The sequence below is a fragment of the Actinoalloteichus caeruleus genome (genome assembly GCF_049311605.1).
Classification (GTDB): Bacteria; Actinomycetota; Actinomycetes; order Mycobacteriales; family Pseudonocardiaceae; genus Actinoalloteichus_B; species Actinoalloteichus_B caeruleus.
This window is the reverse complement of record NZ_CP186005.1, coordinates 5,679,089-5,701,931: the sequence shown is the minus strand read 5'-3', so window position 1 is coordinate 5,701,931 and position 22,843 is coordinate 5,679,089. Positions and strand designations below refer to the sequence as shown.

At 69.8% G+C, this 22,843-nt stretch carries 17 protein-coding genes and 3 tRNA genes; 17 read left to right on the top strand and 3 right to left on the bottom strand.

The genetic code is table 11. The features are described from left to right. Nucleotides 1-499: 499 nt before the first annotated feature. The 6 genes from ACOJVX_RS23520 to ACOJVX_RS23495 all read left to right on the top strand — a co-directional run bounded on the left by ACOJVX_RS23520 (nucleotide 500) and on the right by ACOJVX_RS23495 (nucleotide 4,725). On the top strand, nucleotides 500-3,130 hold the full coding sequence (locus ACOJVX_RS23520; RefSeq protein WP_026419540.1) for a putative bifunctional diguanylate cyclase/phosphodiesterase: 2,631 nt from the start codon (nucleotides 500-502) through the stop codon (nucleotides 3,128-3,130). A gap of 80 nt (nucleotides 3,131-3,210) precedes the next feature. Further along, a tRNA-Thr gene (locus ACOJVX_RS23515) sits at nucleotides 3,211-3,286 on the top strand. Between the two features lie 62 nt (nucleotides 3,287-3,348). Then, nucleotides 3,349-3,424 (top strand) — tRNA-Met (locus ACOJVX_RS23510). A gap of 72 nt (nucleotides 3,425-3,496) precedes the next feature. Continuing rightward, nucleotides 3,497-3,661, top strand: a complete 165-nt coding sequence (rpmG, locus tag ACOJVX_RS23505; protein WP_016698064.1) for a 50S ribosomal protein L33 — start codon at nucleotides 3,497-3,499, stop codon at nucleotides 3,659-3,661. Between the two features lie 153 nt (nucleotides 3,662-3,814). Then, nucleotides 3,815-4,300: a MaoC family dehydratase N-terminal domain-containing protein gene (locus ACOJVX_RS23500; protein ID WP_051314184.1), complete on the top strand. Its 486-nt coding sequence runs from the start codon at nucleotides 3,815-3,817 to the stop codon at nucleotides 4,298-4,300. Continuing rightward, the gene (locus tag ACOJVX_RS23495) at nucleotides 4,297-4,725 is read left to right on the top strand and encodes a MaoC family dehydratase (RefSeq protein ID WP_026419539.1); all 429 of its coding nucleotides are present in this window, start codon (nucleotides 4,297-4,299) and stop codon (nucleotides 4,723-4,725) included. Before ACOJVX_RS23500 ends, ACOJVX_RS23495 begins: the two co-directional genes overlap by 4 nt. 69 nt (nucleotides 4,726-4,794) lie before the next feature. On the opposite strand, the gene ACOJVX_RS23490 is transcribed toward ACOJVX_RS23495, so the two are convergent. Further along, entirely contained in the window at nucleotides 4,795-6,036 is a 1,242-nt protein-coding gene (locus ACOJVX_RS23490; RefSeq protein WP_030104485.1) for a pyridoxal phosphate-dependent aminotransferase, read from the bottom strand. A gap of 311 nt (nucleotides 6,037-6,347) precedes the next feature. Here ACOJVX_RS23490 and ACOJVX_RS23485 point away from each other — a divergent pair. From ACOJVX_RS23485 to rplA, 4 genes are all read left to right on the top strand, one after another. After that, nucleotides 6,348-6,420 (top strand) — tRNA-Trp (locus ACOJVX_RS23485). A 34-nt stretch (nucleotides 6,421-6,454) separates the two neighbouring features. Then, nucleotides 6,455-6,847, top strand: coding sequence for a preprotein translocase subunit SecE (secE, locus tag ACOJVX_RS23480; RefSeq protein WP_026419537.1), 393 nt, complete (start codon nucleotides 6,455-6,457; stop codon nucleotides 6,845-6,847). Nucleotides 6,848-6,919: 72 nt separating this feature from the next. Then, entirely contained in the window at nucleotides 6,920-7,705 is a 786-nt protein-coding gene (gene nusG, locus ACOJVX_RS23475; protein WP_026419536.1) for a transcription termination/antitermination protein NusG, read from the top strand. A 94-nt stretch (nucleotides 7,706-7,799) separates the two neighbouring features. After that, nucleotides 7,800-8,519: a 50S ribosomal protein L1 gene (rplA, locus tag ACOJVX_RS23470; RefSeq protein WP_026419535.1), complete on the top strand. Its 720-nt coding sequence runs from the start codon at nucleotides 7,800-7,802 to the stop codon at nucleotides 8,517-8,519. A 93-nt stretch (nucleotides 8,520-8,612) separates the two neighbouring features. On the opposite strand, the gene ACOJVX_RS23465 is transcribed toward rplA, so the two are convergent. After that, on the bottom strand, nucleotides 8,613-9,047 hold the full coding sequence (locus ACOJVX_RS23465; RefSeq protein ID WP_026419534.1) for a hypothetical protein: 435 nt from the start codon (nucleotides 9,045-9,047) through the stop codon (nucleotides 8,613-8,615). A 97-nt stretch (nucleotides 9,048-9,144) separates the two neighbouring features. Further along, entirely contained in the window at nucleotides 9,145-10,392 is a 1,248-nt protein-coding gene (locus ACOJVX_RS23460) for a hypothetical protein (protein ID WP_422647095.1), read from the bottom strand. A 402-nt stretch (nucleotides 10,393-10,794) separates the two neighbouring features. On the opposite strand from ACOJVX_RS23460, the gene rplJ reads away from it, so the two are divergent. The 7 genes from rplJ to rpsL all read left to right on the top strand — a co-directional run bounded on the left by rplJ (nucleotide 10,795) and on the right by rpsL (nucleotide 22,841). Beyond that, nucleotides 10,795-11,328, top strand: a complete 534-nt coding sequence (gene rplJ, locus ACOJVX_RS23455; RefSeq protein WP_026419532.1) for a 50S ribosomal protein L10 — start codon at nucleotides 10,795-10,797, stop codon at nucleotides 11,326-11,328. Between the two features lie 69 nt (nucleotides 11,329-11,397). Further along, complete coding sequence (rplL, locus tag ACOJVX_RS23450) at nucleotides 11,398-11,781, top strand: 50S ribosomal protein L7/L12 (protein ID WP_026419531.1); 384 nt, start codon at nucleotides 11,398-11,400, stop codon at nucleotides 11,779-11,781. 713 nt (nucleotides 11,782-12,494) lie between these two features. Further along, entirely contained in the window at nucleotides 12,495-15,989 is a 3,495-nt protein-coding gene (gene rpoB, locus ACOJVX_RS23445) for a DNA-directed RNA polymerase subunit beta (protein WP_026419530.1), read from the top strand. A gap of 78 nt (nucleotides 15,990-16,067) precedes the next feature. Beyond that, nucleotides 16,068-19,979 carry a DNA-directed RNA polymerase subunit beta' gene (locus ACOJVX_RS23440; RefSeq protein WP_030226547.1) on the top strand — a complete coding sequence of 1,304 codons (3,912 nt, stop codon included), beginning with the start codon at nucleotides 16,068-16,070 and terminating at the stop codon, nucleotides 19,977-19,979. 152 nt (nucleotides 19,980-20,131) lie between these two features. Continuing rightward, complete coding sequence (locus tag ACOJVX_RS23435; protein WP_422647094.1) at nucleotides 20,132-21,367, top strand: sensor histidine kinase; 1,236 nt, start codon at nucleotides 20,132-20,134, stop codon at nucleotides 21,365-21,367. Beyond that, the gene (locus ACOJVX_RS23430; RefSeq protein ID WP_422647093.1) at nucleotides 21,364-21,969 is read left to right on the top strand and encodes a response regulator; all 606 of its coding nucleotides are present in this window, start codon (nucleotides 21,364-21,366) and stop codon (nucleotides 21,967-21,969) included. The genes ACOJVX_RS23435 and ACOJVX_RS23430 overlap by 4 nt, the downstream gene beginning before the upstream one ends. Before the next feature lie 497 nt (nucleotides 21,970-22,466). Further along, nucleotides 22,467-22,841, top strand: coding sequence for a 30S ribosomal protein S12 (rpsL, locus tag ACOJVX_RS23425; protein ID WP_016698050.1), 375 nt, complete (start codon nucleotides 22,467-22,469; stop codon nucleotides 22,839-22,841). The last annotated feature ends 2 nt before the right edge of the window (nucleotides 22,842-22,843 follow it).

The following is a 22,843-nucleotide window of genomic DNA, read 5'->3' as shown; positions in this document are numbered from 1 at the left end:
GGAGAATCCGCGAATGGAATTCGACGACGAGGCGATCGATGCGGGTCCTGGCGGCAACGGCGTGGAACCCGGGCGCGTGGCCGGCGATTAACGGCTCCGATATTACCCCTTGTGAGCTGGGGTATCGATGATCGTGACCCGGTGTCGACCTCGCGGGGACCCGCTTCAACGGCCTGCGCCCGGACAGGGCGCTGAGCTGTGGTTACGCATGGCTTCGTCGGTCTCACCCAGCGTAGGAATAGCTGGAGGAAATGGGTTCCGGCCCATTTTGGGGAGTTGGGGGCAATCGCTTTCCTGTTGACTTCGTCGCAGGGTTGTTCACTTTTCGGCCTCGATGGCGAAAAGATCGGCGAGGAGCGTGGTAGAACTGGATCAGCCCGTCGGTCGCCCCTCCTGGACGCCGATCGCGACCACGGTTCCCGCCGGCCGGCGTGCTCCACGGTGACACGAGGTGCACGGCCCCGAGGTGTCACCGCGGGGGCAGGGAAGGGGAAGTCGCATGTCCGACGAGACGGGTGTCGCGCGGAGTCAGGACACGGACCCGAGGACGGACCCGAGGAGCGCGCACCAGCGCGCCTTCCGGTTCTTCGCGTTCCTGGTGTTCGCCGCCGGCGTGCTTGCCTCCCTGGTGGTCGGGTTGTCCGGGACCGGCTTCGCCCCCTACGGGGAGTCGATCTGGTGGATCGGACCGCTCCTGGGCGCGGGTTTCCTGCTCGCCGAACGGTTCACCATCCACGTCGACGTGAACCGGGTGGGCTGGACGGTCTCCTTCACCGAGATCCCCCTGGTGGTCGGTCTGCTGGTCGCGCCCTTCGAGGTCGTGCTCCTGGCCCACCTCCTCGCGGGGATGGGCATGCTGATGGGCACGCTGCTCAGCCGCCGGGCCCTCAGCCACGGCGTCTACAACGCCGGCGTCATGTGCCTCGAGGTGGCCATCCCCTTCGGCATGGTGGCGCTGCTGAGCGGCGCGCTCCAGGGCATGGGGCCGGCGTGGCTGCCCGTGTTGCTGGGCGCGCTGTCCTCCCCGCTGGTCAGCGCGGTGCTCGCGCTCGGTGCGATGCGTGTCCTCGGCGGTGAGATCCGTCTGTCCGGCGCGGTGCGGATGGCGCTGTACATCCTGGTGATCGGCCTGCTGAACACCTCGGTCGCCCTGGTCGGCTACGAGGTCGCCGTCGCCCAGCCCTGGGGTTGGGCGCTGGTGGTGTTCCTCTGCGCCACCGTCGTCGGGCTCTACCACGCCTATTCCGGCCTGCTGCGCGAGCGCCGTGACCTGGAGGCGCTCAGCGAGGTCAGCCTGGCCGTGGCCCGTTCCGGGCAGGACGCGATCAGCCGGCCGGCCTCCGTGGTCTCCCACTCCCAGACCGACCCGGTCGACTGGCGGCGCGTCACCGACCGGATCCGCGACCAGTTGAACGCCAACCGCGTCGTCCTCCACCTGTTCCGCGACGGCCCGTCCGAGGTCGTGACCACGGTGTCGGGGGAGGACCAGGGCGAGGCGTCGGCCCAGGAGCGGCCGTGGGCGACCAGGGTCGACCCGCTGTTGCGGTTGCCCGGTTCCCAGGTGCGGTACTTCAGGGCGGCGGACGCGCCGGAGGACGTGCGCGACGCCCTGCGGGCCCGTGGCGCGACGGAGGCGCTCGTCGTCCCGCTCCACGGAGCCCAGCAGGTCCTCGGAACCGTGGAGGCCCATGACCGGATCAGCCGGTGGCGGGGGTTCGGCCTCGCCGACGTGCGGTTGCTGCGGACCCTCGCCAGCCACCTCGCCACCGCCCTGGACAACCGCCAACTGCTCGGGAGGCTGCGCCACGACGCCTATCACGATCCGCTCACCGGGTTGCTGAACCGGCAGGGCTTCCGGGAGCTGACCGCCGACCGGTTGCGCTCGGAGCGGCGGCTGGTGCTGCTCCGACTCGACCTGGAGGTGCTGTCGACGGTGAGCGAGGCCCTCGGGCACGCCTGGGGGGACCGGATGGTCGTGGCGGCCGGACGTCGGATGCGGGACGTGTTGGGGCCGGTGGCGGTGCTCGCCCGGTTGGAGGGCGGCTCCTTCGCGGTCCTCCTCGCCGGTCACACCGACGAGGAGGTCGCCGGCCTCGCGGAACGGCTGCGGGCCGAGGTGGCGGCGCCCTACCCCGTCGACCGGTTGACGGTCGAGGCGGGTGCCGTCGTCGGGTACGCGGTCGCCGGGGTGGACCCCGAGGTGCGGGACGATGCCGACAGCATGCTCCAGCACGCCGACGTGGCCTTGCGCGCGGCGAGGAACGGGGACGTGGCGGTGCGCGGGTACGCCCCGAGCATGGGGCAGATCTTCCTCCGCCGGTTCCAGCTCGTGACCCATTTCCGGCAGGCCCTGGACACCGGCCAGGTCGAGGTGCACTTCCAGCCGAAGATCGCGTTGCGCGATCGCGAGGTCATCGGGGTCGAGGCCCTCGTGCGCTGGTCCCACCCCGAGTTCGGTCGGCTGGACCCGGACGAGTTCGTGCCGGCCGTGGAGGCGACCGGCCTGGTCGACGCGCTGACGTGTTTCGTGATGGAACGGGCGCTCGAGCAGGTCCGGGGGTGGTTGGACCGGGGGCTGCGCCTGTCCGCGGCGGTGAACCTCTCCGTGCGCAACCTCGCGGACGAGGACTTCCCGGACGTGGTGGCCGAGGCACTGGGGCGGACCGGGGTGCCACCGGAGCTGCTGACCTTCGAGCTGACGGAGTCGGGGGTCATGGCCGACCCGGAACGGGCGCTTCCCGTGCTGCGCCGGCTGCACGCGCTGGGGGTCGTCCTCGCCGTGGACGATTTCGGGACCGGCTACTCCTCGCTGGCGTACCTGCGCCAGCTGCCGGTGGACGAGGTCAAGATCGACAAGAGCTTCGTCTTCGGGATGGGATCCGACCTCAGCGACATGGCGGTGGTCCGGTCGATCATCGAGCTCGGCCACTCGCTCGGCCTGGCCGTCGTCGCCGAGGGCGTCGAGGAGGACGCCGTGCGGGACCAGCTGGTGGGGATGGGCTGCGACACGGCGCAGGGCTACCTCATCTCGCGTCCGCTGCCGCCGGACCGCTTCGAGGCGTGGCTGCGGGCTCGGACGGTGCGGGCGAGGGGGAGCCGGGACCGGCTGGTGTTGACGCTGCTCAGCTGACCCGATCCGCCGGCGGCACCCCCCCGGTTTCACCTTCGGGACGGGGTTGTGTAGAGTCATCATCGCTCAAGGCGGAGCAGGCCCCAATAGCTCAGTCGGCAGAGCGTCTCCATGGTAAGGAGAAGGTCTACGGTTCGATTCCGTATTGGGGCTCCACGAACTGCCGCAGTGCCCGACAGTGGCACTGCGGTTGTATCGTGTGTGTGGTTTGCCCGCGTGGCGGTGTAGCTCAGTTGGTAGAGCAAACGGCTCATAATCGTTGCGTCGCGGGTTCGAGTCCCGCCACCGCTACCAATCGGTCCCGTCGACCCGGGCGCGACCGGGATCACAGACCGACTCAGGACCCTAGCTTGAGAGGGAGGCACCGTGGCCGCCACGGACGTTCGCCCCAAGATCACGTTGGCGTGCGAGGAGTGCAAGCACCGCAACTACATCACCAAGAAGAACCGTCGGAACGATCCCGACCGGCTCGCGGTGAAGAAGTACTGCCGGAACTGCAACGTGCACCGCGTGCACAAGGAGACCCGCTGAGCCTCGGCCTCGCCGAGGAGCCGCGGCTCACGAAGGACCTGACCCCACGGGGTCGGGTCCTTTCGTCATTCCGGTACCAGGGACGGCCCGGTGGGCGTCGAGGACCAGGACCGCCGGACCGGCCGTGCTGCGGTCTCGGCTACGGTGGCCGCCGTGGGGCTTGACCAGAGGTTTGTTGGACGTGCTTACCCGCCGACCGATCCGTACGAGGTCGGCAGGGAGAAGATCCGGGAGTTCGCGGACGCGGTGGGGGATCCGAGCCCGGTGTACCGGGACCCGGCCGCGGCCAGGGCCGCCGGCCACCCTGACGTGATCGCGCCGCCGACGTTCGCGTTCCTGCTCTCGGTCCGGGCGAACGAGGTCATCGTGACCGATCCGGAGCTGGGGCTGGACTACGGCACCGTGGTCCACGGCGACCAGAGCTTCGAACACCACCGCCCCATCAGGGCGGGAGACAGGCTCGTGGTGACGGCACACGTCGACGCCGTGTCCAGCCGGGCCGGCAACGAGTTCCTGACCCTCAGGTCGGAGGTCACCACCGAGGGCGGTGAGGCCGTCGTCACGGCTCGCACCATGCTCGTCGCACGGGGAACGGCCGGCCGCGCGACGGCGGCCGAGGCGGAAGGGGTGTCGGCGTGAACCGCCCGAGTGTGTCGGAGGTCTCCAGCGGGACCGTGCTCCCCGAACTGCGGGTGCGGGTGACGAGGGAGCGGCTGGTCCGCTACGCGGGCGCCTCCGGGGACTTCAACCCCATCCACTGGAACGAGCGGTTCGCCCGCGACGTGGGGCTGCCGAACGTGATCGCCCACGGCATGTTCACGATGGCGCAGGGCGCGCGACTCGTCGGTGAGTGGGCGGGCGACCCCGGAGCCGTGATCGAGTACGGCGTCCGGTTCACCAGGCCGGTGGTGGTGCCCGACACCGAGGAGGGCGCGCTCGTGGAGTTGACGGGCAAGGTGACCGGCGTCGACGAGGCCGGCGTGGCCAGGGTCACCATCACGGCCCGCAGCGAGGGTCAGAGCGTCCTCGGCAAGGCGGTCGCCCGGGTTCGCCTGGCCGACTGATGCGGAACGCGCCAGGGGCCCCGGGAGCGGGTCCCCCGGCGCGGGTAGGTGGTGCCGCGCCGTGACGGCTCAGCGCATCTCGCCGAGCAGCGCGGCGACGCGGCCCACGCCCTCCTCCAGGTCGGCGTCACCGAGCGCGTAGGAGAACCGGAAGTACCCGGGGGTCCCGAAGGCCTCACCCGGCACCACCGCGACCTCGGCGTGTTCCAGGACCAGTTCCGCCAGTTCGACGCTGGAGCGGGGGGTGCTGCCCCGCAGTTCGCGACCGAGCAGTTCCTTCACCGACGGGTAGACGTAGAACGCTCCCTGGGGAACGGGGCAGCGCACGCCCTCGATGGCGGACAGCATCGAGACGATCGTCCGACGGCGGCGGTCGAAGGCGGCACGCATCTCGTGCACGGCGTCCAGCGGTCCGCTCACCGCCGCGAGGGCGGCGCGCTGCGAGACGTTCGACACGTTCGACGTCAGGTGCGACTGGAGGTTCGACGTGGCCTTGATCACGTCCTGCGGCCCGATCATCCAACCGACCCGCCAGCCGGTCATCGCGTAGGTCTTGGCGACGCCGTTGAGGATCACGCACTGGTCGGCCAGCTCAGGGACGGCGACCGGCATCGACACCGCGCTGGCCCCGTCGTAGGTCAGGTGTTCGTAGATCTCGTCGGCGACCACCCAGATGCCGTGTTCGACGGCCCACCGGCCGATCGCCTCCACCTGCTCCCTCGGGTAGACGGCGCCCGTCGGGTTCGACGGCGAGCAGAAGAGCAGCACCTTCGTGTTCGGGGTGCGGGCCGCCTCGAGCTGCTCGACGCTGGCCAGGTAGCCCGTCGTCTCGTCGGTGGGGACGACGACGGGAGCGCCGCCGGCGAGGGTGATGGCCTCCGGGTAGGTGGTCCAGTACGGGGCGGGCAGCAACACCTCGTCACCCGGGTCGAGCAGCGCGGCGAAGGCCTGGTAGACGGCCTGCTTGCCGCCGTTCGTCACGAGGATCCGCGAGGGCTCGACCGCCAGCCCGGAGTCCCGCAGCGTCTTGGCCGCGAGCGCCTCGCGAAGTTCCGGGAGTCCCGCGGCGGGCGTGTAGCGGTGGTTCCTCGGATCGGCGCAGGCCTCCTGGGCCGCGGTGACCACATGCCCGGGGGTGGGGAAGTCGGGCTCGCCCGCGCCGAACCCGATCACCGGACGTCCTGCCGCGCGCAGCGCTTTCGCCTTGGCGTCCACCGCCAGCGTGGCGGACTCGCTGATGCCCCCGACTCTCGCCGAGACGCGGGGGCGGGAGGACGGGGCGGGTACGGTGCTGGGTTCGGGTACGGCCATACCCCAGATGGTGTCAGACCAGGTCGAGGGACGTTTCGCCCGCCCGAGGGGTGGACCCCTGCCCGGCGTCGGAGCCGGCCGGCGGGGTGTCGCGGACAGCTAGGGGCCGGTGAGGGTGGTTCTGCGGCGGAAAACCGTGTTTCGCGCTGCGAAAACCCCTCCTGACCTCGGGAGTTGGAGAAATCCACCCTCAGTGCAATAGACTGCGCGCACTGAGATTCCTGCTTGCCCTCCCGCAAGTCGCGTGGGAGGCTGTCCGGCGTCTTGGAACTGTGGTGGTCATACCGGGTGACCGGTGGGGTCCACCGCAAAGGGGTGTAGCTCAATTGGCAGAGCAGCGGTCTCCAAAACCGCAGGTTGCAGGTTCAAGTCCTGTCACCCCTGCGTCGAGAATCGACGGCGAGCGGAGGAACCAGGCGTGAGCGAGGACCGCGAGCAGCAGCGGGGCGAGGGTGGCGACGCCGAGCGCCCCTCCAGTGCCGCTGAGCGTCGTGCGCGCCGGGCAGCCGCACGCCCGTCCGGTCGGAAGGACCGCGCCGAGGGTGTTGGTGGCTCGGCCGGGTCCTCGGACGCCGGGAAGGGCCGTCCCACGCGAGCGAGGGACGAGAGCGGCAAGCGCCCGTCCTTCCCGCGCCGGATCGGTAGGTTCCTCCGTGAGGTCGTGGCCGAGCTCCGCAAGGTCATCTGGCCAACGCGCCGTCAGATGGTGACCTACACGCTGGTGGTGCTGGTCTTCGTATCCTTCGTCGTGACGCTGGTGGCGGGACTGGACATCGCCTTCAGCCAGGGTGTGCTCTGGCTGTTCGGCTGACAGCGGTCCCGTGGGTGGGCCGTGCGGTCCGCCGGGTCAGGCGCACGAGCACGAGAGGAAGCGAGACCGACTGTGACCTCCCATGAGGACGGCCAGAACCAGACCGGCTCGTCCGACGAGCAGGTGACCGCCGCGGCGGCGTCCGAGGGCTCCGAACAGGAGACGTCGGGGGCCGAGGCCGTCGAGAACACCGCCGCGGAGGGCACCGAGCTTCCGACTGAGGCGGAGGCCGTCGACGAGGAGGCTGAGTACGATCCCGTCGCCGAGATGCGCGCGGCACTGGCCAGCGCCCCCGGCGAGTGGTACGTCGTGCACTCCTACGCCGGCTACGAGAACAAGGTGAAGGCGAACCTGGAGACCCGGGTGCAGACCCTGGACGTCGAGGACTTCATCTTCCAGGTCGAGGTGCCGGTCGAAGAGGTCACCGAGATCAAGAACGGCCAGCGCAAGCAGGTGCAGCGCAAGGTGCTGCCCGGGTACATCCTGGTCCGGATGGAGCTCAACGACGCCTCGTGGAGCGCGGTGCGCAACACCCCCGGGGTGACCGGCTTCGTCGGTGCCACCTCGCGCCCGTCCCCGCTGACGCTGGACGAGGTGCTCAAGTTCCTCGCACCGCAGGTGGAGGAGACCAAGCCCGGCAAGGCTGGTGCGGCGACGGGTGCCCAGCCGTCGAAGTCGACGATCGAGGTCGACTTCGAGGTCGGCGAGTCCGTCACCGTGATGGACGGGCCGTTCGCGACGCTGCCCGCCACCATCAGCGAGGTCAACCCCGACGCGCAGAAGCTCAAGGTCCTCGTCTCGATCTTCGGGCGCGAGACGCCGGTTGAACTGTCGTTCAGCCAGGTCGCCAAGATCTGAGCGCACGACGGGGAGTACGCTCGGTCGTTCTGACCGCGTGGGAGGGCGAGCGCTCGCCCGACACCACTACTGATCCAGCAGACAAGGAACAGACATGGCAAAGCGCAGCAAGGCCTACCAGCGGGCCGCGGAGCTCATCGACCGCGACCGCCTCTACAGCCCGTTGGAGGCCGCCAAGCTGGCCAAGGAGACCTCCAAGGTTCGCCTGGACGGCACCGTCGAGGTCGCGATCCGGCTCGGTGTCGACCCTCGCAAGGCCGACCAGATGGTCCGTGGCACGGTGAACCTCCCGCACGGTACGGGCAAGACCGCCAGGGTGATCGTGTTCGCGACGGGCGACAAGGCCGCCGAGGCCGAGGCCGCCGGCGCGGATGTCGTGGGGGCCGAGGACCTGATCGAGCGCATCCAGGGCGGTTGGCTGGAGTTCGACGCCGCGATCGCGACGCCCGACCAGATGGCGAAGGTCGGCCGCATCGCCCGCATCCTGGGCCCGCGCGGCCTGATGCCGAACCCGAAGACCGGCACCGTGACGCCGGACGTCACCAAGGCCGTCAACGAGATCAAGGGCGGGAAGATCAACTTCCGCGTCGACAAGCAGGCGAACCTGCACCTGATCATCGGCAAGGTGTCCTTCGAGGCCGAGAAGCTGGTGGAGAACTACTCCGCCGCCCTCGACGAGATCCTGCGGGCCAAGCCGTCCGCCGCGAAGGGCCGCTACCTGAAGAAGATCACCGTCTCCACGACGATGGGCCCCGGTATCCCGGTCGACCCGAACCGGACCCGCAACCTGCTGACCGACGAGGCCGCCGCCTGATCCAGGCGCCCGCGTCACCGGCATCGAACGCCGCTCCAGCCACCGGCCGGGGCGGCGTTCGTCGTGCCGGCGGGTGGGCCTGGGTGGGACGGGTCAGTTCCCGCTTCCCGCGTTCCCCCGGCGCTTCGCGGTCTTCAGCGGCGTGACCGGCCTGGCGTGGTCCCCCAGCGAGCAGTCCGTCGGGCTCACGGCCTCCACGGCGAACGTGGTGTCCAGCCGGATCCCGGTGTAGATGGACTCCCCGCGTGAGGCGAGGGACTCGTGGACCCGGAACGAGTCGCCGAAGTCGCGGTCGTCCTTGGCGCGCTTGCCCGTCTCCTTGTTCGCCGGCGCGGTGGCGCGCTTGAGCTGGGTGTCCAGCCAGGTGGCGACGTCCTTGGGGGTGAGGAGTACCTGGTCGGGCTCTCCTTCGAGCCGCTCGCGCCGCGACCGCGCGGCGGCCATCGACTGTTCCTCCACGTAGGCGTGCCAGTGCAGTTCCCTCGTCGCCCACTCGTTCTCCACCGGCCACTGTTCCGACGCGCTCATGTAGCTAGCCTCCCCCGAATCGCCTGGGTACCGATCAATGATGCACTCCGGACCCCCGGCGATCGGCAGGCACCGGGGTGGCCCGGAGGGGCCTCGGTCAGCAGGTCTCCGCGTGGTGGTCGACGACGAGCCACCGACCGTCCGACCGTTGCTCCAGGTCGAGGGCGCCGAGTCGGGGGCCGCCCACCACCTCCAGTCGGCAGGAGCTGATGGTGGTCCCGCCGCCGGCGGGCGGCTCCCGGTACTCGTCGGGGAACCCCGGGTCGGAGTAGGCGTCGGGGTCGGTCACCTGGCCCGCGAGCTCCTCAACGGCGAGGTGGCAGTACATGGTGCGGTGGTTGGCGCGGAAGGCGTCGTTCGCGCGGCCGACGAGCAACTGGCAGGCCTCCCTGGACCGGTTCTCCGCGACCAGCGCGTACAGCTCCCGGACCGTGGCCTCCGGGCCCTGGCCGTCGACCGTGGCGGGCGGGGCGCCGTCGGCCGACGGCGCGGGCGAGCCGGAGGGCGGCGCCGCCGGCGGGGAGCACGAGTCCTCATCGCGGTGCCCCGCGATGACCCAGCCGCCGTCGTCGCGCAGCTCGAGTTCGAACACCCCCAACGGGGGCCCACCGCGCACGTCGAGGTCGTCGCACGAACTCACCTCCGTGCTGGAGCCGTCCACGCCGTTGATGTCGGCGGCGACGGCGGGACTGGCCTGGGTGGGGTCGGCGTAGGCGATCGGGGTGGCCACCGTTGCGGCGAGGGCGACGGCGGCGTGCTGGCAGTCCTCCGCGTCGTTGTTCCGAGCGAACTGGGCCGCCGCCTCCTCGGTGAACAGGGTGCAGGCGCTGCGCTGTTGTTCCGCCTCGGGCGCGGCGATCCTGCTGTACACCCCGATCACGCTCTCCGAGGGGTTGGAGGAGAAGACCGGTCGGCGGGCACCGAGACCGGGGCTCTCCCCGCCGTACTGGTCCCCGCCGGTCCCGAAGAAGTGGTCCCTCGCCAGCGACAGCAGGAACAGGACGAGGAGCAGGAGGGCGATCCTGCGGACCCAGCGCCGCCGGAGGAAGCGCTTCAGCCACGGGGGCCAGGGGCCGCCCGGGTCGGCGTCCCGCTGGGCCCGCTGGTGTTCCTGGAACCGTTGGAAGTCCTGGAACTGCTGGAACTGCTCGTACCGCTGGCGCTCGTCGTGGCTCAGCTCCGCGCCAGGGGTGGGGTTCGCCGGCGCGGCTTCCGGCAGCGGCCGTGTGCGTTCCGGCGGGCCGGGCTCAGCGCCCTGGCCCGGTGCCCTCGGCGCCGGGGAGGGCGGCGGCGTGCGGGGGACGAGCTCGCCGGACGGTTCGTCCGGCCGGTGCTGATCAGCCACTCCGTCATCATGCCGTGTCCGAGCGACCGCGTGGAGTGCCCTGGGGATCCCCTCCGCGGCCGTGCCGACGGCTCTCGGGGGCCGCGTCGGCGTGCCGGGGTGGGCGGCGCGGCCGGGGGGCGGCCCGTTCGTCGGGGGTGGGCGCGAGGCAGGTCCCGGCTTGGGTAGACTCGTGCGAGTTCCACCCAAGACCGCTGGTCTTCAGCCCCTGCCCGCAGGTGCTGGACGAAGGCCCCGCAGCACGCGGGCGGCCCGCGCAGGAGGACGAGGCAAGTTTCCCGTGTGCGTCGCACACGTACGTTCGCGCCCCGTGCCCTGCGCCGGGGCGTTCGTCGTCTCCGGGGTCTGGCTGTCAACCAGCAGACCCGAGCTGTCCGTTCAGCTAGAGAGAGGAGGCGACACATGGCAAGGACCGACAAGGTCGACGCGGTTACCGAGATCTCCGACCGGTTCCGCAACTCGTCCGCCGCGGTGATCACCGAGTACCGCGGTCTGTCCATGGAGCGGCTCACCGAGCTGCGTCGCGCTCTTGGCGAGGGCGCCACGTACCGGGTCGCGAAGAACACGCTGGTGAAGCGCGCCGCCGAGGACGCGGGGATCGAGGGTCTCAGCGACCTGTTCATCGGCCCGACCGCGATCGCCTTCGTCGAGGGCGAGCCCGTCGACGCCGCGAAGGCACTGCGTAACTTCGCGAAGGACAACAAGGCGCTCGTCATCAAGGGCGGGTACATGGACGGCCGTGCGCTGTCCGTGGACGAGGTCAACCAGATCGCGGACCTCGAGTCCCGCGAGGTCGTGCTGGCCAAGCTGGCCGGCGCCCTCAAGGCGAACCTGGCCCAGGCCGCCGCGGTGTTCGCCGCGCCCGCCTCGAAGATGGTCCGCCTCGCGGCCGCCCTCGAGGAGAAGAAGGCCGGCGACAGCCCGGCCGAGGGCTGACCGCCCTCACCCCAACCCCCAGCGCCCTGGAGGACCAGGTCGCCCCGAGCTAGGAAGGAAGACGTCACCATGGCGCAGCTGACCAACGAGGAGCTGTTGGAGCACTTCGGCGGGATGACCCTGCTGGAGCTGTCCGCCTTCGTGAAGGCGTTCGAGGAGAAGTTCGAGGTCACCGCCGCCGTCGCCGCCGCCGCGCCGGCCGGTGCCGCGGCCGCCCCCGCCGAGGCCGTCGAGGAGAAGACCGAGTTCGACGTGGTCCTCGAGGCCCCCGGCGACAAGAAGATCCAGGTCATCAAGGTCGTCCGCGAGGTCGTCACCGGCCTGGGCCTCAAGGAGGCCAAGGAGCTGGTCGAGGGCGCGCCGAAGCCGATCCTGGAGAGCGTCAAGAAGGACGTGGCCGACCAGGCCAAGGAGAAGCTGGAGGCCGCTGGCGCGACCGTCAGCGTGAAGTGATGCCGGCGGCCGAGGGCCGCCGCTCACCCGCCCAGGGGTGGTTCCGTCACGTGACGGGGCCACCCCTTCGGCGTGTCTGGGCTGGTGCTTCGTCCGGGTGACGGCGTGACGGTCCGGCCGGCGTCGCCCCCGTCGGCGGGGCCTACCCGCCGTCGCGGGACGCGCGCGGGGAGCGACAGCCCCCCCGAGTCGGCCCACCCGATGTGAGCAATGTCTCACTCTCGGCCAGTCGTCTTCGGGCGCGTCCCGATCCGGGGCGAACCGGGGGCGGCGCTGGCCAGTGGTTCTCCTCGGACCCGGTGGCTGGGTGCGGGTCCCGGAGCGGGCGGCCCCGGGTGTCGCGGCGGAGCGAGGGGTGGCATCCTGTCGGCGCTGCCAAATAAGATCGGAAGCACCAGATGGGCGGGCCAGTCGCGCGGACCGTCCGTGGTCACGAGTCGTAACACCACGTTCCACCACAGGGGTGATCGAGGCGAAGCGTCTTGACTGAGCGCCCTCCCGCGGTCAGTCTGTTAGCAACGCGAGTGGCGGGCTGGCGGCCCCCACTCGACAGTCGCCCTCTTCGCGGCTAGACTGCTTCTTTGCGCTGCCCTCGTTCCTGCTTGCCCTGGTTTCGGGCGTAGGATGCGGGCACCACTGCACCCTTGACAGCTGTGTTAGCCGGCTGCTAGCGCCGCTGCTTAGCCAGCTACCAGTCCCTGGAAGGACGCATCTTGGCAGTCTCCCGCGCGACCAAGGCCACTGCTGCGACCAACTCCACGTCGGGGATACCCGGGGCACCCAAGCGGGTCTCGTTCGCGAAGATCCGTGAGCCGCTCGAGGTGCCCGACCTGCTGGACCTCCAGGTCCAGTCGTTCGAATGGCTCACCGGGGCCGACGAATGGTTCCAGCGCCGCATCGACGCCGGAGAGGACGCCCCCGTCGGCGGCCTCGAGGAGATCCTCAACGAGATCTCCCCGATCGAGGACTTCTCCGGTTCGATGTCCCTCTCCTTCTCCGACCCGCGCTTCGACGAGGTCAAGGCCTCCGTCGAGGAGTGCAAGGACAAGGACATGACGTACGCGGCCCCGCTGTTCGTCACCGCGGAGTTCACCAACAACACCACCGGCGAGATCAAGAGCCAGACGGTGTTCATGGGTGACTTCCCGATGATGACGAACAAGGGCACGTTCATCATCAATGGCACCGAGCGGGTCGTTGTATCCCAGTTGGTTCGTTCCCCCGGCGTCTACTTCGACCACGCGGTCGACAAGACGACGGACAAGGACGTCTACAACGTCAAAATCATTCCCAGCCGAGGCGCCTGGCTGGAGTTCGACGTGGACAAGCGCGACACCGTCGGTGTCCGCATCGATCGCAAGCGCCGCCAGCCGGTCACCGTCCTGCTGAAGGCCCTCGGCTGGACGACCGAGCAGATCCGCGAGCGGTTCGGTTTCAGCGAGACCCTGGTCGCCACGCTCGACAAGGACCACACCGCGGGGCAGGACGAGGCCCTGCTGGACATCTACCGGAAGCTGCGGCCCGGCGAGCCGCCGACCCGGGAGAGCGCGCAGACGCTGCTGGAGAACCTGTTCTTCAAGGACAAGCGGTACGACCTCGCGAAGGTGGGCCGCTACAAGGTCAACAAGAAGCTCGGCCTCAGCCTGCCCGTCGAGTCCGGCACGCTGACCGAGGACGACATCGTCACCACCATCGAGTACCTGGTCCGGCTGCACGCCGGCGACACCAGGATGACCAGTGGTGAGGGCGAGGAGGCGACCGAGGTCCCCGTCGAGGTCGACGACATCGACCACTTCGGCAACCGGCGGCTCCGCACCGTGGGCGAGCTGATCCAGAACCAGATCCGGGTCGGGCTCTCCCGCATGGAGCGCGTCGTCCGCGAGCGGATGACGACCCAGGACGTCGAGGCCATCACCCCGCAGACCCTGATCAATATCAGGCCGGTGGTCGCCGCGATCAAGGAGTTCTTCGGAACCTCCCAGCTCTCGCAGTTCATGGACCAGACCAACCCGCTCGCGGGGCTGACGCACAAGCGCCGGCTCTCCGCGCTGGGCCCCGGCGGTCTGTCCCGGGAGCGCGCGGGCATGGAGGTCCGCGACGTGCACCCGAGCCACTACGGCCGGATGTGCCCGATCGAGACGCCGGAAGGCCCGAACATCGGCCTGATCGGCTCCCTCTCCTCCTACGCGCGGGTCAACCCGTTCGGGTTTATCGAGACCCCCTACGCGAAGGTCGAGGGTGGTCGGGTCACCGACCAGCTGGACTACCTGACGGCCGACGAGGAGGACCGCTTCGTCATCGCGCAGGCCAACGCGCCGGTGGGTGAGGACGGTAACTTCCTCGAGGAGCGCGTCCTGGTCCGCCGCAAGGGCGGCGAGGTCGAGTTCATCAGCCCGGAGGGCGTCGACTACATCGACGTGTCGCCGAGGCAGATGGTGTCGGTCGCCACGGCGATGATCCCGTTCCTGGAGCACGACGACGCCAACCGCGCGCTGATGGGCGCGAACATGCAGCGGCAGGCGGTGCCGCTGCTGCGCAGCGAGTCCCCGCTGGTCGGCACCGGCATGGAGCTGCGCGCCGCGGTCGACGCCGGTGACGTGCTGGTGGCCGAGAAGGCCGGTGTCATCGAGGAGCTGTGCGCCGACTACGTCACCGTCATGGCCGACGACGGCACCCGGCAGACCTACAAGCTGCACAAGTTCCGCCGCTCCAACCAGGGCACCTGCATCAACCAGAAGCCGATCGTCTCCGAGGGCGACCGGGTCGAGGTCGGTCAGGTCATCGCGGACGGCCCGTGCACCGAGAACGGCGAGATGGCGCTGGGCAAGAACCTGCTCGTGGCCATCATGCCGTGGGAGGGGCACAACTACGAGGACGCGATCATCCTGTCCCAGCGCCTGGTGCAGGACGACGTGCTCACCTCGATCCACATCGAGGAGCACGAGATCGACGCCCGGGACACGAAGCTGGGTGCCGAGGAGATCACCAGGGACATCCCGAACGTCTCCGAGGACGTGCTGGCCGACCTGGACGAGCGGGGCATCATCCGCATCGGCGCCGAGGTGCGGGACGGCGACATCCTGGTGGGCAAGGTCACCCCGAAGGGCGAGACCGAGCTGACGCCGGAGGAGCGCCTGCTGCGCGCCATCTTCGGTGAGAAGGCCAGGGAGGTCCGCGACACCTCGCTGAAGGTGCCGCACGGCCAGAACGGCAAGGTCATCGGGATCCGGGTGTTCAGCCGGGAGGACGAGGACGAGCTGCCACCCGGGGTCAACGAGCTGGTCCGCGTGTACGTGGCCCAGAAGCGGAAGATCCAGGACGGCGACAAGCTCGCCGGCCGGCACGGCAACAAGGGCGTCATCGGCAAGATCCTCCCCGCCGAGGACATGCCCTTCCTGCCCGACGGCACGCCGGTGGACATCATCCTGAACACCCACGGTGTTCCGCGACGGATGAACATCGGCCAGGTCCTCGAGACCCACCTCGGGTGGATCGCCAAACGGGGCTGGAGCGTCGAGGGCGACCCGGAGTGGGCTGCGAAGCTGCCGGAGGACCTGCGGCAGGCGGACCCCGGCACCAACACCGCGACGCCGGTCTTCGACGGCGCCAAGGAGCACGAGATCACCGGTCTGCTCGGCTCGACGCTGCCCAACCGGGACGGCGAGCGGATGGTGAAGGCGGACGGCAAGGCGCAGCTGTTCGACGGCCGGAGTGGCGAGCCCTACCCGTACCCGGTCGCGGTCGGCTACATGTACATCCTGAAGCTGTCGCACCTGGTGGACGACAAGATCCACGCCCGGTCCACCGGCCCGTACTCCATGATCACCCAGCAGCCGCTCGGTGGTAAGGCGCAGTTCGGTGGTCAGCGCTTCGGTGAGATGGAGTGCTGGGCCATGCAGGCCTACGGCGCCGCGTACACGCTCCAGGAACTGCTCACCATCAAGTCCGACGACGTCCTGGGCCGGGTCAAGGTCTACGAGGCGGTCGTCAAGGGCGAGAACATCCCGGAGCCCGGTATTCCGGAGTCGTTCAAGGTGCTGCTCAAGGAGCTGCAGTCGCTGTGCCTCAACGTGGAGGTGCTGTCGAGTGACGGCGCTGCGATCGAGATGCGCGACGGTGACGACGAGGACCTCGAACGTGCCGCCGCCAACCTCGGAATCAACCTGTCACGGTCCGAGTCGCCCTCCGTCGACGACGTCGTGAACTGACCCGCGCTGCTCACCTCCGACAGCCGCCCCCACCAGGCCGTCACGGCCTGAACCAACGATCAGGGGAGAAGAACCGACGTGCTGGACGTCAACTTCTTCGACGAGCTTCGTATTGGCCTGGCCACCGCTGACGACATCCGCCAGTGGTCCTTCGGCGAGGTCAAGAAGCCGGAGACCATCAACTACCGCACGCTCAAGCCCGAGAAGGACGGCCTCTTCTGCGAGAAGATCTTCGGCCCGACCCGGGACTGGGAGTGCTACTGCGGCAAGTACAAGCGGGTCCGGTTCAAGGGCATCATCTGCGAGCGCTGTGGCGTGGAGGTCACCCGCGCCAAGGTCCGGCGTGAGCGGATGGGCCACATCGAGCTCGCGGCCCCGGTGACGCACATCTGGTACTTCAAGGGTGTGCCCAGCCGGCTCGGGTACCTGCTCGACCTGGCGCCGAAGGATCTCGAGAAGATCATCTACTTCGCCGCCTACGTCATCACCTCGGTGAACACCGAGCTGCGCCACAACGACCTGTCCACGCTGGAGAACGAGTTCAGCGTGGAGCGCAAGCGGGTCGAGGAGAAGCGTGACTCCGACATCGAGGCTCGGGCCCAGAAGCTCGAGACCGACCTGGCCGAGCTCGAGGCGGAGGGAGCCAAGAGCGACGTCCGGCGCAAGGTCAAGGAGGGCGGCGAGCGCGAGATGCGCCAGCTCCGGGACCGCGCGCAGCGTGAGCTGGACCGCCTGGACGAGATCTGGGAGACCTTCACCAAGCTGGAGCCCAAGCAGCTCATCGCCGACGAGCTGCTGTACCGGGAGCTCTACGACCGGTACGGCGACTACTTCACCGGCGGCATGGGCGCGGAGGCCATCCAGACCCTGCTCGGCAACTTCGACATCAAGGGCGAGGCCGAGAACCTGCGCGAGACCATCCGCAGCGGCAAGGGGCAGAAGAAGCTGCGTGCCCTCAAGCGGCTGAAGGTCGTCGCCGCCTTCCAGGCGACGGGCAACAGCCCGCAGGGCATGGTGCTGGACTGCACCCCGGTGATCCCGCCGGACCTGCGCCCGATGGTCCAGCTCGACGGTGGTCGGTTCGCCACCTCCGACCTGAACGACCTCTACCGCCGGGTCATCAACCGGAACAACCGCCTCAAGAGGTTGATCGACCTCGGTGCGCCCGAGATCATCGTCAACAACGAGAAGCGGATGTTGCAGGAGGCCGTCGACGCGCTGTTCGACAACGGCCGTCGCGGGCGTCCGGTGACAGGGCCGGGCAACCGGCCGCTGAAGTCGCTGTCCGACCTGCTGAAGGGCAAGCAGGGCCGGTTCCGGCAGAACCTCCTCGGGAAGCGCGTCGACTACTCCGGCCGGTCGGTCATCGTGGTCGGCCCGCAGCTCAAGCTGCACCAGTGCGGGCTCCCCAAGAAGATGGCGCTGGAGCTGTTCAAGCCGTTCGTGATGAAGCGGCTGGTGGACCTCAACCACGCGCAGAACATCAAGTCCGCGAAGCGGATGGTGGAGCGTTCCCGCAGCCAGGTGTGGGACGTCCTGGAAGAGGTCATCACCGAGCACCCGGTCCTGCTGAACCGGGCGCCGACCCTGCACCGGTTGGGCATCCAGGCCTTCGAGCCGCAGCTGGTCGAGGGCAAGGCGATCCAGCTGCACCCGCTCGTGTGTGAGGCGTTCAACGCCGACTTCGACGGTGACCAGATGGCGGTGCACCTGCCGCTGTCGGCCGAGGCGCAGGCCGAGGCCCGGATCCTCATGCTGTCCAGCAACAACATCCTGTCGCCGGCCTCGGGCCGGCCGCTGGCGATGCCCCGGCTGGACATGGTGACCGGTCTGTTCCACCTGACGAAGCTGCAGGAGGGCGCCGTGGGAGAGGGCCAGGCCTTCTCCTCGCCGGCCGAGGCCATCATGGCCTTCGACCGCAAGGCGCTGTCCCTGCACGCGAAGGTCAGGATCCGGTTGCTCGACCAGGTCCCGGCGCGGGGCGCCGAGCCGGAGGGCTGGGAGCCCGGCCAGCCGTGGCTGGCCCACACCACCCTGGGTCGGGTCCTGTTCAACGACCTGCTCCCGGCCGACTACCCGTTCATCGACGAGGTGCTGCCCAAGAAGCGGCAGGCCACGATCGTGAACGACCTGGCCGAGCGGTACCCGATGGTCACCGTGGCGCAGACACTGGACAAGCTGAAGGACGCCGGCTTCTACTGGGCCACCCGTTCCGGTGTGACGCTGGCGATCTCCGACGTGGTCGTTCCCGCCAACAAGCAGGAGATCCTCGACAAGTACGAGCGCGAGGCCGACCGGATCGAGAAGCGCTACCAGCGTGGCGCGCTCTCGCACGCCGAGCGGAACAGCGAGCTCGTGAAGGTCTGGCAGCAGGCCAAGGACGAGGTCGCCGAGGAGATGGAGCGGAACTTCCCCGAGAACAACCCGATCCCGACGATCGTGAAGTCCGGCGCCGCCGGGAACATGACGCAGGTCGTGCAGCTCGCCGGCATGCGTGGGGTCGTGTCCAACACCAAGGGTGAGTACATCCCTCGGCCGATCAAGTCCAACTTCCGTGAGGGCCTGTCGGTGCTGGAGTACTTCATCTCCACGCACGGTGCCAGGAAGGGTCTGGCGGACACCGCGCTGCGGACCGCCGACTCCGGGTACCTGACCCGGCGTCTCGTCGACGTCTCGCAGGACGTCATCGTGCGGGAGATCGACTGCGGCACGGAGCGCGGCATCTTCATGCCGATCGCGGCCCGGAGCCAGGACGGGACCCTGCTACGGGACAACTACGTCGAGACGAGCGTGTACTCGCGCAGTTCGGCGGAGGACGTCACCGACGCCGACGGCGGGCTGCTGCTGGCCAGGGGCGCGGATCTCGGTGACACCGCGATCGACGCCCTCACCAGCGCGGGCGTGACCCGGGTGAAGGTCCGCAGCGTGCTCACCTGTGAGTCCGCGATCGGGGTCTGCGCCACGTGTTACGGCCGTTCGATGGCGACGGGCAAGCTCGTCGACGTCGGTGAGGCGGTCGGCATCGTCGCGGCCCAGTCGATCGGTGAGCCGGGCACGCAGCTGACGATGCGTACCTTCCACCAGGGTGGTGTGGCCGGTGATGACATCACCACCGGTCTGCCGCGTGTGACCGAGCTGTTCGAAGCCCGCATCCCGAAGGGCAAGGCCCCGATCTCCGAGGTCGACGGCCGGGTCCAGATCGAGGAGGGCGAGCGGTTCCGGAAGATCACGATCATCCCGGACGACGGCAGCGAGGAGATCGTCCACGACAAGCTGTCGCGGCGGCAGTGGCTGGCGACGATCTCGCGGGACGGCAGCGAGCGGCCGTTGCAGGACGGCGACCACGTCACCGTCGGTCAGCAGCTGCTGGAGGGTGCCGTCGACCCGCACGAGGTGCTCCGCATCATGGGGCCGCGTGAGGCGCAGCTCCACCTGGTGCGCGAGGTGCAGCGGGTGTACCGGACGCAGAGCGTGGCCATCCACGACAAGCACATCGAGGTGATCGTCCGCCAGATGCTGCGCCGGGTGACCATCATCGACTCGGGGTCGACGGAGTTCCTGCCGGCGTCCTGGGCCGAGCGGAGCGAGTTCGAGGCCGCCAACCGGCGGGTCGTGGCCGAGGGCGGCGAGCCAGCGTCCGGCCGGCCGGTCCTGATGGGGATCACCAAGGCGTCGCTGGCCACCGAGTCGTGGCTGTCGGCGGCGTCCTTCCAGGAGACGACCAGGGTGCTCACCGACGCCGCGATCAACGGCAAGAGCGACAAGCTGGTCGGCCTGAAGGAGAACGTGATCATCGGGAAGCTGATCCCGGCCGGTACGGGCATCAACCGCTACCGGAACATCCAGGTGCAGCCGACGGAGGAGGCGCGGGCGGCGGCGTACGCCATCCCGTCCTACGACGACGGCTACTACACGCCGGACGTGTTCGGGACCGGCACCGGTGCCGCGGTGCCGCTGGACGACTACGACTTCGGTCGCGACTACCGCTGAGCGGTTCGTCCACCGGAATCGGCAAGGCAGGGACCCACGGGGGCGCGCCACACGGCGCGCCCCCGTGGCGCGTTCCGGGGCGGGTGGTGACACCTGTCATCCCGCGCTGGCGAATCGGCACGCCAGCGCTCCCCGGCAGCTACGGTGCCGGGGTGACCGCAGGCCAGCCGCTCGACTTGCTGCGCCGTCGTTCCCGGAACGCGGTGTTGAGCTCCGCCATGGGGTGGGGCAGCGTCCTGGTCGTCCTGGTCGTCCTCCAGCCGGTACCGGCTGGCGTCCAACAGGTCCTGCTGTTCGGAGCCGCGTCCTTCGCGGCCCTCCACGCGGCCTGCGTGCGCCGCGCGCTCCGCTCCCCGACCGCTCGGGTGCCGGTCGGGTTGTCCGGTCCGTCGCTCGCGGTCGCGGTGGGGCTCGGCGTCGTCGGGGGCGCGTTCACCATGTCGGTCGGGCAGGACTCCGCGCAGGGTGCCTGGGGAGCCAGCGCCGGGCTGCTCTGGCTCGCGGTGCCGGGCATCGCCGTGGCCGACCTCGGCGTGGGACGTTCGCGGCGCCACCTGACGGTCATCACCGCCGCGGTGACGGGGCTCGTGTGCCTCGGCGTCGTCGCGGTCACGCTGGTGGTCGTCGACCCCACGACGTCCTGGAGGTCGCTCACGGTCCCCGTGGTGTTCGCGCTCCTGGTGGTGCCGCTGGTCGTCTACTCGGACTTCCGCGTGTTGGAGTCGTGGCGGTCGGCCACGGAGCTCGACAACGCCCAGCGAGCCGCCGTCGAGATGGCGGGGCACCGGGAACGGATGCGGCTGGCGGAGGACCTGCACGACATCCTGGGCCACAGCCTGGAGGTGGTCGCGCTAAAGAGCGAGTTGGCGTTGCGACTCCGGGAAGTGGATCCGGAGCGGGCCGACGCCGAGGTAGCGGAGACGCACCGGCTGGCGAGGGCCACGCTGCGGGAGGTTCGGGAGGTGGCGAGGGAGCGGCGCCGGACGGAGTTGGGTGCCGAGATCGTGGCCGTGACGCACCTGGTCGAATCGGCCGGGATCCGGGGAACGACCGTCGGCTTCCCGGCGGTTCCCGAGCCCGGGACCCCGGCCTCGGTGATCCTCGGCCGGGTGCTGCGGGAGGCGACGACGAACCTGCTCCGGCACTCCGACGCGACCTGGTGCGGGATCACCGTGCGGGAGCGGGGCGGACGGGTCGAGCTGGTCGTCCGCAACGACGGTGTCCGGGCCACGGTGGGGGACACCTCGTCCGGGGGCGGCCTGGAGGGCCTGGGGCGGCGGCTCGGTGAACTCGGTGGGCGGCTGAGCGCCGGAGTGCGGGAGGACGGCGTGTTCGAGCTGGCCGCGAGCGTCCCGTCCTCGGCGTCGGCCCGGGAGATGACGGCGTGATCCGCGTCCTGCTCGCCGACGACGAGGCGTTGACCAGGGGAGCGGTGGCGGCCCTGCTCGACCTGGAGGATGACCTCGTCGTGGTGGGGCAGACGGCCGACGGGACGTCCGCGCTGGCGGCGGTTCGCCGTCTCCGCCCCGATGTCGCGCTCGTGGACGTGGAGATGCCCGGGCTCGACGGGCCACGGCTGGTGCTGGAGGTGGCCCGGTCGGCCCCCGGGACGCGGTGCGTGGTGCTCACGCGGCATGCCAGGGCGGGAGTGCTGCGCAGGGCGCTGGCCAACGGAGCGCGCGGCTTCGTGCCGAAGACGTCGCCGGCGGCGCTGTTGGCCGATGTGGTCCGCCGGGTTCACGCCGGTGGGCGGTACGTCGATCCGGACGTGGCCGCCGACGCGTTGGCCGTGCGGGAGAACCCGCTCACGGATCGCGAACGCCAGGTCCTCGCGGAGGTGGGGGACGGGGTCACCGCGCGGGCGATCGCCCGCGTCGTGCACCTCTCGCCGGGGACCGTGCGCAACTACCTCTCGTCGGCGATGGCGAAGCTGGGGGTGGGGACGCGGTGGCAGGCCGCCGAGCGGGCCCGGGACCACGGCTGGATCTGAACGGTCCCCACCGGGGCGGTGAACGGGTCTCGGCCTGGCCGTGCCGTTCCGGGGTGGTCGGCGGGTCGGGACGCGGGGGTGGTGGAACTCACGTGGCGTACGACAGGGTTCCGGCAGGATCCGGGGGTTACGGGCCCGCTCCCCGCCGGTACGCTGGTCGGCAGAGTCCCGACCCGGTGCGAACCAGGTGGTATGTGGTACCCGTTTTGACCCCGCGTTCGGGCAACAGGTATCTTTGCTACTCGGGCCCAATGCGCATTGGGTCGGTCCGTGTGCCTGTGAGCGGCGGTTTTGACACCGTGGTCGTCACTGCGCAGCGGAACTCCTCCCGACATCCCGCAGGGGAAGCTTCACGCCACGGGACCGAGAAGAGGGCGACACGCCCGACCTCGGGTTACGGGGGAGGGCGAACTACACAGAGCCATACATACCGCCTGACGTGCTCAAACACGCAACAGTGAGCACCTAGGGCCGCGAACGGAAGAAGTAGCCGGTCCATGCCCACGATCCAGCAGCTGGTCCGCAAGGGCCGTGAGGACAAGGTCGCGAAGACCAAGACCGCGGCGCTCAAGGGGAGCCCGCAGCGGCGCGGCGTATGCACCCGCGTCTACACCACCACCCCCAAGAAGCCGAACTCGGCGCTGCGCAAGGTGGCCCGTGTGAGGCTCACGAGCGGCATCGAGGTCACGGCCTACATCCCCGGTGAGGGCCACAACCTCCAGGAGCACTCGATGGTGCTCGTTCGCGGTGGCCGTGTGAAGGACCTCCCCGGCGTGCGCTACAAGATCATCCGCGGTTCCCTCGACACCCAGGGCGTCAAGAACCGCAAGCAGGCCCGCAGCCGGTACGGCGCGAAGAAGGAGAAGAGCTAAAG